Raw genomic sequence first — 15017 nt, 5'->3', positions numbered from 1 at the left:
CAGCCTGCGGCCCAGGTCAGGGCGCGCGGTGCCGGCCGCCAATCGCGCTGACCGACAGCCGGGTTTCACCGGCCACGGTGCGATGCGCCGCGGCGCGCCAGGCGTGGCCGTAGGCGACTTCGATACTCAGCACGATCAGACCGTCGGGCCGGCGCTGCGCTTCCAGCGCGGCGCAGAGACGGTCGCGCCAGTCGCGGCCCACCAGGCCGCCGCGCCGGCCTTCGGCCGGGTTGCCGCCCAGCGCGCGTACGTCCTGCAGCAGCTTTTCCGGGCTGCGGTAGGTCAGGGTCAGGATCTCCTGGTCCATGACCGGATCCGCGAAGCCGTTTTCCACCAGCAGGTCGCCGAAATCATGCATGTCCACGAAGGACGGCGTAGCCGTGCGCAGCCCGGCGTCGTCCAGGGCCTGGCGCAGTTCCCGCAGCGTGGCCGGCCCAAGACAGGAGAACATCGCCAGTCCGCCCACTTTCAGGATGCGCCGCCATTCCGCCAGCACGGCGTGCGGAGCGCGGTGCCAGTGCATGGCCAGGTTGGACCACACCAGTTCCAGCGATTCGGGCGCCAGGCCCGTCGCCGCCAGGTCGGCGTTGACGAAGGCAGGGGCGGCCGGGCCGCGGCGCGCCAGCTTGCCGATCCAGGCCGACAGGCCGGCAGGGGCATGGCGCTTGCGCGCCTGTTCCAGCAGCGGTTCGCAGTTGTCCAGCCCGGTATAGGCGGCGTCGGGATAGCGTTCACGCAGCAGCGGCAGGTTGTCGCCCGCGCCGCAGCCCGCGTCCAGCATGGCTTGCGGCTGGACCCGGATGTATTGCAGGCGGCCCAGCATGCGGCGGGCGATTTCCCCGTACAGGAACTGGGCCTCGGCCAGGTCGCCGCGGCGGGCGAATTGCCGGGGCACGTCGGCGCTGACGATGGGCAGGGAGGGGAGCGTTGCGGATTCTGGCAGGGACATTTCGGTCGCACCCGCGTCTGCAACGCGGGCGGATCATGGTTTCATGAGGGATGGCATCCATTATTGCGCATCCCGGCCGCGGCTTCCGATTGCCCCTACGGGTCATGGGGCGGTGGCTGCTGTCGCGCGTCGGTTGCGACTGCCCCTTGTGCGGCGCCCGGGTGGCGGGTGCTAGGCTTTGCGCGGGCTGCGAGGCGGATATCTGCGGCGATGCTCTCCGCCGGGCCGATAGTGGGGTGGTCGCGCGTCGCCCTGCAGCGCCACGCTGTCCTCGTTGCGCCCTGCGGTTGCGCCCGGATGCGCCGCACTGCGCCGCCTGCCTGGGCGCGCCCCGGACGTTTTCGCGCACGATTGCCGCCTTTGACTACGCGCCGCCCGCCGACACCTTGATCCTGATGCTGAAGACCCGGCTGCGCCTCAGCATGGCGCCGGTGCTGGCCCGGATGATCGCGGCTGCCGTGGCCCGAGACGGGCCTGCGCCGGAAGGCGCCTTGCTGGTGCCCGTTCCCGCCAGCCGCGCATCGCTGCGCCAGCGCGGCATGAATCCGGCCGGTGAAATTGCGCGCAGCCTGGCGGCGGAGCTGGGGCTGCCGCTGGCGCGCGGGCTGCTGCGGCGCCGGCGCGAGACGCCCCGGCAGACCGCGCAGGGCCGCCAGGCCCGCCGGCTCCGGGCGCAAAACCTGTTTTATTGCGTGGGCGACGTAAGCGGCCGGCAGCTGCTATTGGTGGACGACGTCATGACCACCGGCAGCACCGCCAACGCGGCCGCCGCTGCGCTGCTGGCAGCAGGAGCTGCGGATGTCACGGTGCTGGTGGCGGCGCGCACGCCCTGAGCCGGCCCCCAGGTAAATCGGCGACAATTCCCGGTGCGCGGCGACGTTTCCGCCGCAAGCCGTCCCGAGTCCCTAGCGCCATGTTCCACGTCATCCTTGTTTGTCCTGAAATCCCGCCCAATACCGGCAACGCCATCCGCCTGTGCGCCAATACGGGCGCGCAATTGCACTTGGTTCGTCCCTTGGGCTTCGAGCTCGACGACGCCCGCATGCGCCGCGCCGGCTTGGATTACCACGAATGGCAGCCCGTCCGCGTGCACGACACGCTGGAGGAGGCTTTGGCCGATACCGGCGCCGCGCCGTCCAGCATCTACGCGCTGACCACGCATGCGCAACGCAGCGTGGCGGATATCGGCTTCAAGCCGGGCGACGTGTTCGTATTCGGCCGCGAAACGTCGGGCCTGTCGGAAGAACATCAGGCGATGTTCCCGCCCCAGCAGCGCCTGCGCCTGCCGATGCGCGCTGGCCAACGCAGCCTGAACCTGTCGAATGCCGTCGCCGTGACGGTGTTCGAGGCCTGGCGTCAACAGGGGTATGAAGGGGGAGTGTGACGGGGGCGCGCTGAGGCCGGCGCGCCTGGCCCGTCACGGCTGGGCTGCAATCAATCCAGCGACAGATTCAGCTTCTCGATCACCTGGTCCCAGCGCGCCTTTTCATTCTTGATGCGGGCGGTCAGGGCTTCCGGCGTGGACGGCGCGGGGGTGAAGTACTGCAGCGCCAGCTGCTTGCGCACCGCTTCGCTGCCGATGATGCGCGCCAGCTCGCTGTTGAGCCGTTCGACGATGGGCGTGGGCGTGCCGGCGGGAACCAGCACGGCATTCCAGGAAATTGCTTCAAAGTCCGGATAGCCCTGGGATGCCATCGTCGGCACGCCCGGCAGCGCCTCGCTGGGCTGCAGGCTGGTCACGGCCAGCAGCTTCACCTTGCCGTCGCGGGCCTGGGGCACGGCGATGGCGGGCACCATGAAGCCGGCCTGGACATCGCCGCCGATGATGGCCGAGATGACCTGCGGGAAGCCGGAATAGGGGATGTGCGCCAGGTCCACGCCGGCGCTTTCCTTGAACATTTCCATCGCCAGATGGGCCGAGCTGCCCGGGCCCACGGAACCGTAGTTCAGCGAATTGCCGCGGCCCTTCACCAGCGCGACGAAGTCCTTGACGTTATCGACCTTCAGGCTGCTGGGCACGACCAGCACGTTGGGGCTGGTGCCCACCAGCGATACCGGCTGCAGATCGCGCAGCGGGTCATAGCCCAGCGTCTTTTTGTACAGCGTGGGGGCGGTGACCAGCGGGCCGTTGATCGTGTAGAGCAGCGTGTAGCCGTCCGGCTTGGCCTGCGACACGATGCGCGTGCCGATGTTGCCGCCGGCGCCCGGCTTGTTGTCGATCACGATGGGCTGGCCCAACGCCTGCGACAGCGGTTCCGAGATGGTGCGCGCCAGGATGTCGGGCGACGAGCCGGGCGGGAAGGGCACGACCATGTGGATCGGACGGTCGGGCCAGTCGGCATGGGCGGCGGCGGGCAGGATGGCGGCCAGGCTCAGGCACAGGCCGCGTAGCAGCGGGCCGACCCGGAACTTGCGGGTTTGCGTCATGAAGGATGTCTCCTCGGGGTTGTGCGTGGTATTTGTTTTTGGGGCGGCTCAGCGGGGCCGGTTGTCCGGCGACGCGTCCGGCTGGCTGGCTATCCCGCTTTCGTAGCGGGCGTCGCGCGCCAACAGGGCGGACACGGCCGTCATTGGGGCCACGCCGTCGAACAGCACGGCGCAGACGGCTTCGGTGATGGGCAGTTCGACCCCGATGGCGCGGGCGCGGTCCAGCGCGGCGCGCGCGCAGCGCACGCCTTCGGCCGTGATGCCGCTGGCCAGGATGTCGGCCAGCTTGCGCCCGGCGCCGATCTCCAGGCCCACGCGGCGGTTGCGCGACAGCTCGCCTGTCGCGGTCAGGACCAGGTCGCCCAGGCCGGTCAGCCCGGCGAAGGTCTCGGCCTGCGCGCCCAGCGCCACGCCGAAGCGGGTCATCTCGGCCAGGCCGCGGGTGATCAGCGCGGCGCGGGCATTGGTGCCCAGGGCCAGGCCGTCGCCAATGCCGCAGGCGACCGCGATCACGTTTTTCAGCGCGCCGCCCACTTCCACGCCCACCAGGTCGGTGCTGGCGTAGACGCGCAGCGCCGCGCCGTGGAAGGCGGCAGTGGTGGCATCGCGCAAGGCGGGGCTGTCGCTGGCCACGGTCAGCGCGACCGGCAGGCCCTGCGCGACTTCGCGCGCGAACGAGGGGCCCGACAATGCGCCGCCGGTGGCGCCAGGCAGGGCCTCGCGCATGATTTCATGGGGCAGCCTGGCCGTGTCGGCTTCAAAGCCCTTGCACGTCCAGACGATGGGAGTGTCCTGCAATCCCAGCGCGGGCAGCCGGCGGGACAGCTCGCCGCAGATGGCGGTCAAGCCGGCCACGGGCACGCCCAGCACGATCAGCCGGCGCGCGCCGTCTTCTTGCAGGCTGCGCAGCGTGGCGTCGAGATCGGAGGAGATATTCAGTGCCTGCGGCAGGGCGATGCCCGGCAGGTAGCGCGCGTTTTCGTGCGAGGCGGCCATGTCGGCGGCCTGCGCGGCATCGCGCGCCCAGAGTACGGTGGCGTGGCGGCGGCTGGCAGCCGCCGCCAGCGCGGTGCCCCAACTTCCCGCACCCAGGACGGCGACGCGCAGGCGTGGCTCGATGGGATTTTTCATCGCCGAGCCGCCTCAAGATGAAAAGCGCCCCCACGGGGGGCAGCAAGCCGAAGGCGCAGCGTGGGGGCTCTTTTCATTGGACGCCGCGGCTGCTTTACTGGCGGGTCGCGCCGGGGGGCAGGATGATGCCCGAGTCGCTGCCGTTGCCGTTGGCGGCGCTTTGCTGCTGTTGCAGCTCGGCCAGGCGCTGCTCGTACAGGGCCTGGAAGTTCACTTCGGTCAGGTGCAGCGGCGGCATCGAGGTGCGGGTGATCGCGTCGGCGATGTTGGCGCGCAGGTAGGGGTACAGCATGGTCGGGCAGACGATGCCCAGCAGCGGGTCGAGCTGTTCTTCGGGGATGTTGGTGGCCTCGAAGATGCCGGCTTGCGTGCCTTCGACCAGGTACACGACCTTTTCATTGATGCGGGTGGTGACGGTGACGGTAACCGTGGTTTCGAACACGGTTTCAGCCAGGCGCTGGCCACCCACGGTGATGCTTACCTCGACCTGGGGCGCTTCCTGTTCCAGGAAGACGTGGGGCGCATTCGGCATTTCCAGCGAAAGGTCTTTCAGGTAGACGCGCTGCAGATTGAACGAGGGCGCGTTGCCGCCTTCTTGCTGGGTGTTTTGGTCTTGATCAGCCATGAGTGTTTCCGTTGGTGGGAGGGGCAAAAAGGGGGCGATTTAGCTGGCCAGCATGGGGGCAAGGCCACCCGAGCGGTCCAGGGCCATCAGGTCGTCGCAACCGCCGACGTGGGTATCGCCGATGAAGATCTGCGGGACGGTGCGCCGGCCGGTGCGTTCGATCATGACGTCGCGCTGGGACGGGTCCCGGTCGATCTGGATGATTTCCAGGTCGGTCACGCCGCGCTGCTCCAGCAGGGCTTTGGCGCGGGCGCAATAGGGACAATAGTCCTTGCTGTACATGACGACTTTATTCATGGGCGCTCCTGTGAGTACAAGAATAGGTAGATGGGGGCGCGGCCCCAGGCTTCAACCCTTCTGGGTCACGGGCAGGCTGGCGGCCGACCAGGCGCGCATGCCGCCTTCCAGCGGCACGACATCGGCGAAACCCTGGGCGCGCAGCTTGGCGGCGGCGCGGGCAGAATCGCGGCCATTGTCGCAAACCACGACCAGCGGCTTGTTCTTGGGCAGCGAGGCGGCCTTTTGCTCCAGATCGGCCGCCGGCACGTTGCGGGCCTGGGCGATGTGGCCGGCCTGGAACTGTTCGGCGGGACGGACGTCGACCCATACGGCCTGGCGCTGGTTGACCATCTGGATGGCCTCGGTCGTGCTCACGGCCGAACCGGTGCGGCCTTTGCGCAGGGCGGGGATGGCCAGCATGATGCCGGAGATCACGGCAACGGCGACGATGAAGACGTTGTTTTTATCGATCAAGAATTGCAAAAGGTCCACGGGGCATCCTGAAGTGCGGCGACTAGCCTGGTATAGGCGAACCCTGATGCGCCGCGCCGCAGAAATGGGCGGGTGCGCCGGGGCAAAATCAAGGGCAAAATCGCTCAATTATAAAATGAGCGCATTCCTTCACTTTAACCCGCGTTACAAGCGTCCCAAATCATGCACAAACTCGTTCTGATGCGCCACGGCGAAAGCCAGTGGAATCTGGAAAACCGCTTCACCGGTTGGACCGACGTCGACCTCACCGAGACCGGCCGCGAACAGGCCCGCAAGGCCGGCGAACTGCTCAAGAAAGAAGGCTTCACCTTCGATCTGGCCTACTCGTCGCTGCTCAAGCGCGCCATCCGCACCCTGTGGATCGCCCTGGACGCCATGGACGCCATGTACACCCCGGTCGGCGTGACCTGGCGCCTGAACGAACGTCACTACGGCGCGCTGCAAGGCTTGAACAAGGCCGAAACCGCCGCCAAGTACGGCGACGAGCAAGTGCTGATCTGGCGCCGCGCCTACGCCATCGCCCCGGAACCGCTGGCGCTGGACGACGAACGCCATCCGCGTTTTGACAAGCGCTACGCCAAGGTGCCGGCCGACCAGCTGCCCGCCACCGAATGCCTGAAGGACACCGTGGCCCGCGTGCTGCCGTTCTGGAACGAATCCATCGCCCCGGCCATCCGCGCCGGCCGCAATGTCCTGATCGCGGCCCACGGCAACAGCCTGCGCGCCCTGATCAAGCACCTGGACAACGTGTCGGACGAGGACATCGTCAACCTGAATATTCCCACCGGCCAGCCGCTGGTGTACGAATTGGATGATGACCTGCGCCCGATCCGCCACTATTATCTGGGCGATGCCGCCGAGATCGAGGCGGCCATGGCTGCGGTGGCAGCCCAGGGCAAGGCTAAGAAGGACTGATATTCCTATGCGTCGCGCGGCAGGGTTGTTGTTGGCGGTCATGTTGACCGGTGGAGCGCTGTCGGCTCGCGCCGCGCCCAACGACCTTGCCGGCCGCCAGTCCGACGCGGAAAAGCAGCAGGCCGCCTTGCGCGACCGCATCGAGAACCTGCAAAAGGATATCGATGACCGCGAGGCTGCCCGCAAGGAAGCCGCCGACGCGCTCAAGCAGTCCGAGTCGGCGATTTCCAAGATCAACCTGCGCCTGCGGGAGCTGGCCGAGGCCAACCGTCAGGCGCAGGCCGACCTGACCGGCCTGGAAAAGCAGATCGGCGCCCAGCAGGCGGTGCTGGCCAAGCGCCGCACCGAACTGGCCGAACAGCTGCGCACCCAATACACCAGCGGCCTGTCACCCTGGACCGCCCTGCTATCGGGCGACGATCCCCAGGTGCTGGGGCGCAACCTGGGCTATCTGGATTACGTGTCGCAGGCCCGCGCCCAGGCCGTGCAGGCCCTGCGCGAAGACATCGAGCGCCTGGCCGCCCTGCAGGGGCGCGCCGACGCCCGCCGCGCCGAAATCGAAAAAGTCGTGGCCGAGACCTCCGAGCAGAAGACCGCGCTGGTCCGTCAGCAGAAGGAGCGCGCCACGCTGCTGGCCCAGCTGGAAGGGCAGATCGCCGCCCAGCGCGCCGAAGCCAACAAACTGGGCCGCGACGACCAGCGCCTGTCGCGGCTCATCACCGATCTGGATGCGGCTATCGCCAAGCAGATCGAGGACGCCCGCCGTGCCGAGGAAGCGCGCAAGCGGGCCGAGGAAGTGCGTCGCGCGGAAGAAGCGCGCCGCGCCGCCGAGGAAGCCAAAAAACGCGCCGACGCCGAGCGCCGCGCCGCCGACGAGGCCCGCAAGAAGGCCGAGGCTGACCGCAAGCTGGCCGCCGACAACGCCAAGCGCGAGCGCGACGCCCGTGACGCCCGCGATGCCGCCCAGGCGCGCGAACAGGTCGAAGCCGCCTCGCGCCAGAACCGCGGTCCCGTGGCCGTGGCCGACCCGGATGCCGCCGGACTGCGCCCGGCCGAGCAGAAACAATCCCGGCTGACCACGCCCGAACCGCCGCCTCAGGCCAAGCCCGCGGAACCGCCCAGGAAGGCGGAACCTATAGAGGAAAAGCCCGCTCCAAGCCGTAGCGAGCCTGCGCAGCAAACCCAGACCGCGCGCGCCGCGCCGGCGGTGGGCGGCGGCAACGGCTTGCGCCACGGGCTGTCCATGCCGGTGCGCGGCCAGGTGCAGGGGCGCTTCGGGGTCGACCGTCCGGATGGCGGCGTATGGCGCGGCGTGGTGCTGCGCGCCGCCGAAGGCACGCCGGTCAAGGTGGTGGCCCCCGGCACGGTGGTCTACGCCGATTGGCTGCGGGGTTTTGGCAACCTCATCATTGTGGATCATGGGCAGCAATACCTGACCGTCTATGCTTACAACCAAAGTCTGCTCAAACGGGTGGGAGATTCGGTGACGGGTGGCGATACCATCGCCACGGTCGGGGCGACCGGCGGCCAAGTGGAATCCGGCCTATACTTTGAAATTCGCCATCGTGGCGCTCCTGTGGATCCGGCACAATGGCTGGCGCAGTAGATTGATGTCGTTGGTAATTACCAAACCCCATCGGCGAAAACAAAATTCGGGAAGTGTGCATGGGCACTCGTAAGTTTCGCGGTTTCGGTCTGATTGCCATCGGTGCGGTGGCTGGTGTGTTGCTCAGCGTAGGCGTGACCGCGGTCGCCCAGCGCGGCAGCCCTCTGCCACTGGACGAACTCAGGCAGCTGAGCAATGTGTTCGCCGCCATCAAGAACAACTACGTGGAGGCCGTCGACGACAAGACCCTGATCGACAATGCCATCTCCGGCATGGTGTCGAACCTCGACCCGCACTCGGCCTACCTGGACGCCGATGCCTTCCGCGAAATGCAGACGGCCACGCAAGGCGAGTTCGGCGGCCTGGGCATCGAGGTCGGCGCGGAAGACGGCTTCGTGAAGGTCATCTCGCCCATCGAAGACACGCCCGCGGCCCGTGCCGGCGTGATGGCTGGCGACCTCATCATCAAGATCGACGACACGCCCACCAAAGGCATGACGCTCAACGATGCCGTCAAGCTGATGCGTGGCGCGCCCAAGTCGCCGATCACGCTGACCATCATGCGCGCCGACCGTCCGCAGCCCATCGTGCTGAAGATCGTGCGCGACATCATCAAGGTGCGCAGCGTGCGCAGCAAGATGCTGGACAACGGCATCGGCTACGTCCGCGTCGCCCAGTTCCAGGAAAAGACCGGCGCCGACCTGGCCAAGCAATTGAAGGACCTCGGCGCCAAGGAAGCCCCCAAGGGCCTGGTGCTGGACCTGCGCAACGACCCGGGCGGCCTGCTGACCAGCGCCATCGGCGTTTCCGGCGCGTTCCTGCCGCCCGACTCGGTGGTGGTGACCACCGACGGCCGTACTCCGGACGCCCGCCACAAGTACCTGGCCACGCCTTCGGAATACGCCCGCGGCGAAAGCAACTACCTGGCCGGCCTGCCGGCCTGGACCAAGACCGTGCCGATGGTGGTGCTGGTGAACGTGGGCTCCGCCTCGGCGTCCGAGATCGTGGCCGGCGCGCTGCAGGACCACAAGCGCGCCAAGGTCCTGGGCAACCGCACCTTCGGCAAGGGCTCGGTGCAGGTGATCCTGCCGCTGTCCGAAACCACTGCGGTCAAGCTGACCACCTCGCGCTACTTCACCCCGAGCGGCCGCTCGATCCAGGCCACCGGCATCGAACCCGACTACGTCGTGGCCGACACCGCCGAAGGCGACCTGTTCCGCCTGCCGCGCGAAGCCGACCTGCAGCGCCACCTGTCCAACCAGCAGACGGCCAACGAAGTGAAGTCCAGCGCCGGCGAAGACAACGCCGATGTGCCGGCCAAGGTGTTCGAATTCGGCGGCAAGGACGACTTCCCGCTGCAACAGGCCCTGAACGTGCTGGCCGGCAAGCCGGTGCAGAAGGGTTCGGCCCGCGCCCAGGCCAAGGCTGATGCCAAGGCCGGCGGCGGTACGCCCCAGCGCATGAAGATCACGCCGACCGGAGTCGAGCCCAGCAAGGACAAATGAACGACGAGCAACTGCTGCGCTACGCCCGCCACATCCTGCTCGACGAGCTGGGAATCGAAGGGCAGGAAAAACTGCTGGCGGCGCGTGTGCTCATCGTGGGGGCGGGCGGACTGGGTTCCCCCGCCGCCCTCTATCTGGCCACTGCCGGCGTGGGCGACATCACCCTGGCCGATGACGATGTCGTCGAGCTGAGCAACCTGCAACGCCAGATCCTGCACACCACCGCCAGCGTCGGCCGCCACAAGGCCGAGTCGGGGCGGGACATGCTGGCGGCCTTCAATCCGCAGACCCGGGTCCATGCCCGCGTCGAGCGGCTGGAAGGCCAGGCCCTGTCCGACGCCGTCGCCCAGGCGGACCTGGTGCTGGACTGCACCGACAACTTCACCACCCGCCACGCCATCAACCGCGCCTGCGTGCAGCACCGCAAGCCACTGGTATCGGGCGCGGCCATACGCTTCGACGGCCAGGTCAGCGTCTATGACCTGCGCGACGACAACGCGCCCTGTTACCACTGCCTGTTCCCGGAAGCGGACGACGTCGAGCAAGCCAATTGCGCCACGATGGGCGTGTTCGCCCCGGTCGTCGGCATCATCGGCAGCATGCAGGCCGCAGAGGCCCTGAAACTGCTGTCCGGGGTGGGCGAAAGCCTGTCCGGCCGCCTGCTGTGGCTGGACGTGCGCACCATGCAATGGCGCAGCGTCAACGTCCAGCGCGACCCGGAATGCGCGGTCTGCGGCCATCGCGGGCACTGATTTCCTGCCCGGGATTGGCCCCGCGGACAATATTAAAGGCTTGAAATACCTGCTATAACGCCAGCCAGCCTACCCGAAAGCGGGTAGATGGCCAGGGACGTGACCGCGTGGATACAGCACTGAAGTTCAGTTTGCCCAAATGGCGCCTGACGCGTTGGCTGACGCATTCCGGGCACGACACCCCTGCGGACATCCGTTCGGCCCTGATCGCCAGCTTGTTCGGCACGCTGCCCATTTTTGCCGGCGGCGTCATCAACACCCTCATGATTTCCGGCGTGGTCGCCTGGCGCCGCCCCGAGCCGCTGTACCTGTCCTGGCTGGCGATGGAGGTGATACTGGCCCTGGTCCGCGTGCTGATCCTGCGGTCCGCCTTGCGCGCCGCGCCCAAGGGCGGCAATACCCATACCGATATCTACATCCTGCTGGCGCTGCTGTGGGCGTTCAGCGTGGGCTACGGCGTCTTCGTCACCTTCATCAACGGCGACTGGCTGGCCGCCACCCTGGCGGGCGTGTCCTGCGGGGCCATGGCCGGCGGCATCTGCTTCCGGAACTACGGCGCGCCGCGGCTGGTCGGCGCCATGATCTTCCTGAGCCTGGGGCCGATGTGCCTGGGCGCGGCCTTCACCGGCGAATACGTCACAGCCATCGTCTTCATCCAGATTCCGTTCTACCTGGTCAGCATGAGTGTCGCCTCGCACCGGCTCAACCGCATCCTGGTGTCGACCATGCTGGCCGAGCGCGACAGCGAACGCCGCGCCAGCGAAGACGCGCTGACCGGCCTGGCCAACCGCGCCGGCCTGCAGGCCGCGCTGGAGCGCGTCTGCGCCAGCGCGCGCGGCCAGGACAGTTCTGCGGCGCTGTTGTACATGGACATGGACGACTTCAAGCTCATCAACGACACCTACGGCCATGCTGCCGGCGACCAGGTGCTGATGACCATCGCCCAGCGCATGCGCTCCATGTTGCGGGTGGACGACGTGGCCGCGCGGATTGGTGGCGACGAGTTCATCGTGCTGGTGACCGGCATTGACGCCACGGCCGCGCTACGGCTGGGCGAGCACCTGCTGCATGACGCTTCCCAGCCGATCACGCTGGCGGATGGCACGCGGGTCAGTGTCGGCCTGTCCATCGGCATTTCCATTGTGTCCGGCGCCAACCGCAGTCCGGAAGCTGCCTTGCATTCCGCCGATGCCGCCCTCTACCGGGCCAAGGCGCAGGGCGGCCGCTGTTGCGCGGTGGCCGGGGCGGATGAGGCCGAAAAGACCGTCCGGGACGACGAACCCGCCGTCGCCTGATCCGCCCGCTTCGCGTAATCCATCAAGCCTGAACCCGATCTGGAAGCGGCTTCTTTCTCAAAAGTTATCAGATAACCTGAGAAGTGTGCCTATAATGCCCGGATGCTGACCAAGAGCCTCACCCTGACCGAACAGGTCGCCCGCCAGATCGCCGCCGACATCGCCGGGGGCGCCTATCCCGTCGGCGCCAAGCTGCCGGCGGGCCGCGTGCTGGCCGAGCAATACGGCGTCAGCGCCGCGGTCATCCGCGAGGCCACCGAACGCCTGCGAGCCCAGGGTCTGATCCAGAGCCGGCAGGGTTCCGGCAGCACCGTGTTGTCGCGCACGGGCGCGCAGGGCTTCCAGCTGTCCGCCGGCATCGCCGTGGACCGCAAGCAGCTGGCCGGCGTCTACGAACTGCGCATGGAGCTGGAAGGCGGCGCAGCCGCGCTGGCTGCGCTGCGGCGCGACGATGCTGACCTGGCCGCCATGGCGCGCGCCCTGGCTGACCTGGGATCGCATCTGGAAGACCCGGAGCAGGGCGTGGAGCACGACATCGCCTTTCACCGCGCCATTGCCGCCGCCACGCACAACAGCTGCTACCAGGACCTGTTGCAGTACCTGAACCTGCAGCTCAGGCTGGCGGTCAGCACTGCGCGCAGCAACAGCCGCCTGCAGGCCGGTTTGACGGCCGCCGTGCACCAGGAGCACGTGGCCGTGTTCGAGGCCATCCGCGCGCGCGATCCCGAACGGGCGCGGCACGCCGCCGCCCGCCATCTGCAACAGGCGGCCAGCCGCCTGCAACTCGATCTCCTCTCTCCCGCCGCAAGGCAGACATCATGAGCGCATCCGACTTTACGCAACGCCTGGTCCAGGCCCTGGGCCCCGATACCGTCATCACCGCCGAGGCCGACATTGCGCCCTGGCTGTCCGACTGGCGCGGCCTGTACAAGGGCAACGCGCAGGCGGTGGTGCGCCCGCGCACAACCGCCGAGGTCGCCACTTGCCTGGCGCTGTGCCAGGAGGCAGGCGTGCCGGTAGTGCCGCGCGGCGGCAACACCGGCCTGTGCGGCGGGGCCACGCCGGATGCCGCCGCGGGCAACGTGGTGCTGAGCCTGGACCGCATGAACGCCGTGCGCTCCATCGACACCATCGCCAACACCATGGTGGCCGAGGCGGGCGCGATCCTGGGCAATTTGCGCCGTGCCGCGCAGGACGCCGGCCGCCTGCTGCCGCTGAGCCTGGCCGCGGAAGACTCCAGCCAGATCGGCGGCAACGTTGCCACCAACGCCGGCGGCGTGAACGTGGTGCGTTACGGCATGGCGCGCGAACTGGTGCTGGGCCTGGAAGCGGTGCTGCCCACGGGCGAGATCTTCCACGGCCTGCGCACGCTGCGCAAGGACAACACCGGCTATGACCTCAAGCAATTGCTGATCGGCTCCGAGGGCACGTTGGGTGTCATTACCGCCGTCGCTTTGCGATTGTTCCCGCGCACTGATGTGCGCTCGGTGGTGCTGGCCGCCGTCGAGTCGCCGGCGCAGGCCCTGCAACTGTTCGAGATCCTGTTCGAGCAATGCGGTGCGCGGCTGCAGGCGTTCGAGTACTTCTCGGGCGACTGTCTGGATCTGGTGCTGGCGCACGCCGCGGGTGTGCAGGAACCTTTTGACCAGCGCTATCCGGCCTATGTGCTGGTGGAGCTGGCGGACACGGCCGATGAGGCCGCGCTCAATGGCCTTGTTGAAAACGTGATCGGCACGGCGCTGGAACGCGGCCTGTGCCTGGACGCAGCCGTGTCGGCGTCGCTGGCGCAATTGCAGGCGCTGTGGAAGCTGCGCGAGGAAATCTCCGAAGCCCAACGCGCCGACGGCCCGCACCTGAAGCACGACGTGTCGCTGCCGATCGAACGCATTCCCGACTTCATGGAATCCGCCGAGGCCCGCGTGCGCGCGCTGTACCCGGACATCCGCCCCTTCATCTTCGGCCACTTCGGCGACGGCAACCTGCACTACAACCTGTCGCGCCCGGCCGGAGCCGATCGCGACTGGGTGGCGGTGCATGGGGCGGCGATCACTGATGCGGTGCTGGACGAGGTCAATCGCTATGGCGGGAGCATTTCGGCAGAACACGGGATCGGGCAGCTGAAGCGGGATCATTTCCTGCATAGCGAGGACGCGCTGGAGTTGCGGTTGATGCGGGAAATCAAGGCTGTATTGGATCCTGCGGGGATTATGAATCCGGGGAAGTTGCTGTAGTTTTTTTTGGGTTGTTTTTGAGCGGGGCTTCGGCGGTGTGCATGAGCGAAGCTTCGTAGGCCGCACGGCGGTGCGGGCGGCATGGCGGCGAGCGCCCACGATTGCGGTCCGGAGCGTTCGCTCCGGACTGCCCCTTCGTCATCTTCGTCACCGCCTTCGGCGGTTCCTTCAGATTCCCTCGGGCGCATCGAGGTTGCTCGCCGCCATGCCGCCCGCACCGCCGTGCTATCTGCGTCTTGGCTTGTTGCGTTGCTAGAGCCGTGTTCAGTGGCGAGTCTTGCGGGGCCCGCTCATTGCGGCCGCCCGGGCGGCCGCAATGAGCATGCGCGCTTGCTTGCGTCGTGATGGGTGCGCTGGCGCGAATGCGACGAGCGGTTTGCTAGTGGTTGTCGCCGTTTTTTGGGGGGCGGTGATGGGCGGCGCGCGTTGGACAGAAGCTTGCGCACGCAGATCCTCTCGCGCGCGCCGCCCATCCGGCGGCGGAGTTGAAATGACGAACGTTTGGCGCCTCATGACGCTTCCGTGGGATGGGTGAAGCATCAAGTAAGAACCCCAGCGTCCAGCACAAGTAGCTCACGGCCGGACCCTTACACACTCCCCCGTCCTGCCCATCTCCACGCACTCAACACCAGCGCGCAGCGTCATCCTTCGACGCGAGACACCGCGTAAGCCCCCAAAGGCCGCCCGCGCGGCCGGCCGGGGGCGGGCCCCGCAAGATCCTCGCCCACCCCCGCCGGTGGCGAAAACGCCAAGCACACTTCTCGTCGCGGCGACCGTGAAGATCCAACAGACAGAGCACGGCGCGGCAGC

15 protein-coding genes are annotated in these 15017 nt (G+C 67.8%); 9 read left to right on the top strand and 6 right to left on the bottom strand.

Features of this window, described 5'->3' with window-relative positions; all coding sequences use genetic code 11:
• Positions 1-16: 16 nt before the first annotated feature.
• Positions 17-949, bottom strand: a complete 933-nt coding sequence (locus HV766_RS28715) for a methyltransferase domain-containing protein (protein WP_054457727.1) — start codon at positions 947-949, stop codon at positions 17-19.
• A 287-nt stretch (positions 950-1236) separates the two neighbouring features.
• On the opposite strand from HV766_RS28715, the gene HV766_RS28710 reads away from it, so the two are divergent.
• Positions 1237-1782 (top strand): ComF family protein, encoded by a 546-nt coding sequence (locus HV766_RS28710; RefSeq protein WP_367648239.1) that lies wholly within the window; start codon positions 1237-1239, stop codon positions 1780-1782.
• A gap of 80 nt (positions 1783-1862) precedes the next feature.
• A complete protein-coding gene (locus tag HV766_RS28705) occupies positions 1863-2333 on the top strand; it encodes a tRNA (cytidine(34)-2'-O)-methyltransferase (protein WP_054457725.1) in 471 nt (156 codons plus the stop codon).
• Positions 2334-2383: 50 nt separating this feature from the next.
• Here HV766_RS28705 and HV766_RS28700 read toward each other — a convergent pair whose 3' ends face one another.
• From HV766_RS28700 to HV766_RS28680, 5 genes are all read right to left on the bottom strand, one after another.
• A complete protein-coding gene (locus tag HV766_RS28700) occupies positions 2384-3376 on the bottom strand; it encodes a Bug family tripartite tricarboxylate transporter substrate binding protein (RefSeq protein ID WP_054457724.1) in 993 nt (330 codons plus the stop codon).
• 48 nt (positions 3377-3424) lie between these two features.
• Positions 3425-4507, bottom strand: a complete 1083-nt coding sequence (locus HV766_RS28695) for an NAD(P)H-dependent glycerol-3-phosphate dehydrogenase (RefSeq protein ID WP_054457723.1) — start codon at positions 4505-4507, stop codon at positions 3425-3427.
• Positions 4508-4601: 94 nt separating this feature from the next.
• A complete protein-coding gene (gene secB / locus HV766_RS28690) occupies positions 4602-5132 on the bottom strand; it encodes a protein-export chaperone SecB (protein ID WP_175182285.1) in 531 nt (176 codons plus the stop codon).
• Positions 5133-5171: 39 nt separating this feature from the next.
• Entirely contained in the window at positions 5172-5429 is a 258-nt protein-coding gene (gene grxC / locus HV766_RS28685) for a glutaredoxin 3 (protein ID WP_054457721.1), read from the bottom strand.
• 51 nt (positions 5430-5480) lie between these two features.
• The gene (locus HV766_RS28680) at positions 5481-5903 is read right to left on the bottom strand and encodes a rhodanese-like domain-containing protein (protein ID WP_059378185.1); all 423 of its coding nucleotides are present in this window, start codon (positions 5901-5903) and stop codon (positions 5481-5483) included.
• A gap of 162 nt (positions 5904-6065) precedes the next feature.
• Here HV766_RS28680 and gpmA point away from each other — a divergent pair, with 162 nt between their 5' ends.
• The 7 genes from gpmA (at position 6066) to HV766_RS28645 (ending at position 14207) form a co-directional block, all read left to right on the top strand.
• On the top strand, positions 6066-6818 hold the full coding sequence (gene gpmA / locus HV766_RS28675) for a 2,3-diphosphoglycerate-dependent phosphoglycerate mutase (protein ID WP_054457719.1): 753 nt from the start codon (positions 6066-6068) through the stop codon (positions 6816-6818).
• A gap of 7 nt (positions 6819-6825) precedes the next feature.
• The gene (locus tag HV766_RS28670) at positions 6826-8424 is read left to right on the top strand and encodes a peptidoglycan DD-metalloendopeptidase family protein (RefSeq protein WP_175182284.1); all 1599 of its coding nucleotides are present in this window, start codon (positions 6826-6828) and stop codon (positions 8422-8424) included.
• Between the two features lie 59 nt (positions 8425-8483).
• On the top strand, positions 8484-9929 hold the full coding sequence (locus HV766_RS28665) for a S41 family peptidase (RefSeq protein WP_175182283.1): 1446 nt from the start codon (positions 8484-8486) through the stop codon (positions 9927-9929).
• Positions 9926-10681: a HesA/MoeB/ThiF family protein gene (locus HV766_RS28660; protein ID WP_054457716.1), complete on the top strand. Its 756-nt coding sequence runs from the start codon at positions 9926-9928 to the stop codon at positions 10679-10681. Before HV766_RS28665 ends, HV766_RS28660 begins: the two co-directional genes overlap by 4 nt.
• A gap of 107 nt (positions 10682-10788) precedes the next feature.
• A complete protein-coding gene (locus tag HV766_RS28655; RefSeq protein WP_175182282.1) occupies positions 10789-11976 on the top strand; it encodes a GGDEF domain-containing protein in 1188 nt (395 codons plus the stop codon).
• Positions 11977-12078: 102 nt separating this feature from the next.
• On the top strand, positions 12079-12798 hold the full coding sequence (locus HV766_RS28650) for a FadR/GntR family transcriptional regulator (protein WP_175182281.1): 720 nt from the start codon (positions 12079-12081) through the stop codon (positions 12796-12798).
• Positions 12795-14207: an FAD-binding oxidoreductase gene (locus HV766_RS28645; RefSeq protein ID WP_175182280.1), complete on the top strand. Its 1413-nt coding sequence runs from the start codon at positions 12795-12797 to the stop codon at positions 14205-14207. The genes HV766_RS28650 and HV766_RS28645 overlap by 4 nt, the downstream gene beginning before the upstream one ends.
• Positions 14208-15017 lie beyond the last annotated feature (810 nt).

Source organism: Achromobacter aegrifaciens (assembly GCF_902859735.1).
In the GTDB taxonomy this organism is placed as follows: domain Bacteria; phylum Pseudomonadota; class Gammaproteobacteria; order Burkholderiales; family Burkholderiaceae_B; genus Achromobacter; species Achromobacter aegrifaciens.
This window is presented reverse-complemented; position numbering and strand designations above follow the sequence as displayed.

Bases quoted from the DNA above. Each gene is read 5' to 3' on its own strand.
- HV766_RS28715 (WP_054457727.1), bottom strand. From the start codon at position 949: ATGTCCCTGCCAGAATCCGCAACGCTCCCCTCCCTGCCCATCGTCAGC.
- HV766_RS28705 (WP_054457725.1), top strand. From the start codon at position 1,863: ATGTTCCACGTCATCCTTGTTTGTCCTGAAATCCCGCCCAATACCGGC.
- HV766_RS28700 (WP_054457724.1), bottom strand. From the start codon at position 3,376: ATGACGCAAACCCGCAAGTTCCGGGTCGGCCCGCTGCTACGCGGCCTG.
- HV766_RS28695 (WP_054457723.1), bottom strand. From the start codon at position 4,507: ATGAAAAATCCCATCGAGCCACGCCTGCGCGTCGCCGTCCTGGGTGCG.
- secB (WP_175182285.1), bottom strand. From the start codon at position 5,132: ATGGCTGATCAAGACCAAAACACCCAGCAAGAAGGCGGCAACGCGCCC.
- grxC (WP_054457721.1), bottom strand. From the start codon at position 5,429: ATGAATAAAGTCGTCATGTACAGCAAGGACTATTGTCCCTATTGCGCC.
- gpmA (WP_054457719.1), top strand. From the start codon at position 6,066: ATGCACAAACTCGTTCTGATGCGCCACGGCGAAAGCCAGTGGAATCTG.
- HV766_RS28670 (WP_175182284.1), top strand. From the start codon at position 6,826: ATGCGTCGCGCGGCAGGGTTGTTGTTGGCGGTCATGTTGACCGGTGGA.
- HV766_RS28665 (WP_175182283.1), top strand. From the start codon at position 8,484: ATGGGCACTCGTAAGTTTCGCGGTTTCGGTCTGATTGCCATCGGTGCG.
- HV766_RS28660 (WP_054457716.1), top strand. From the start codon at position 9,926: ATGAACGACGAGCAACTGCTGCGCTACGCCCGCCACATCCTGCTCGAC.
- HV766_RS28650 (WP_175182281.1), top strand. From the start codon at position 12,079: ATGCTGACCAAGAGCCTCACCCTGACCGAACAGGTCGCCCGCCAGATC.
- HV766_RS28645 (WP_175182280.1), top strand. From the start codon at position 12,795: ATGAGCGCATCCGACTTTACGCAACGCCTGGTCCAGGCCCTGGGCCCC.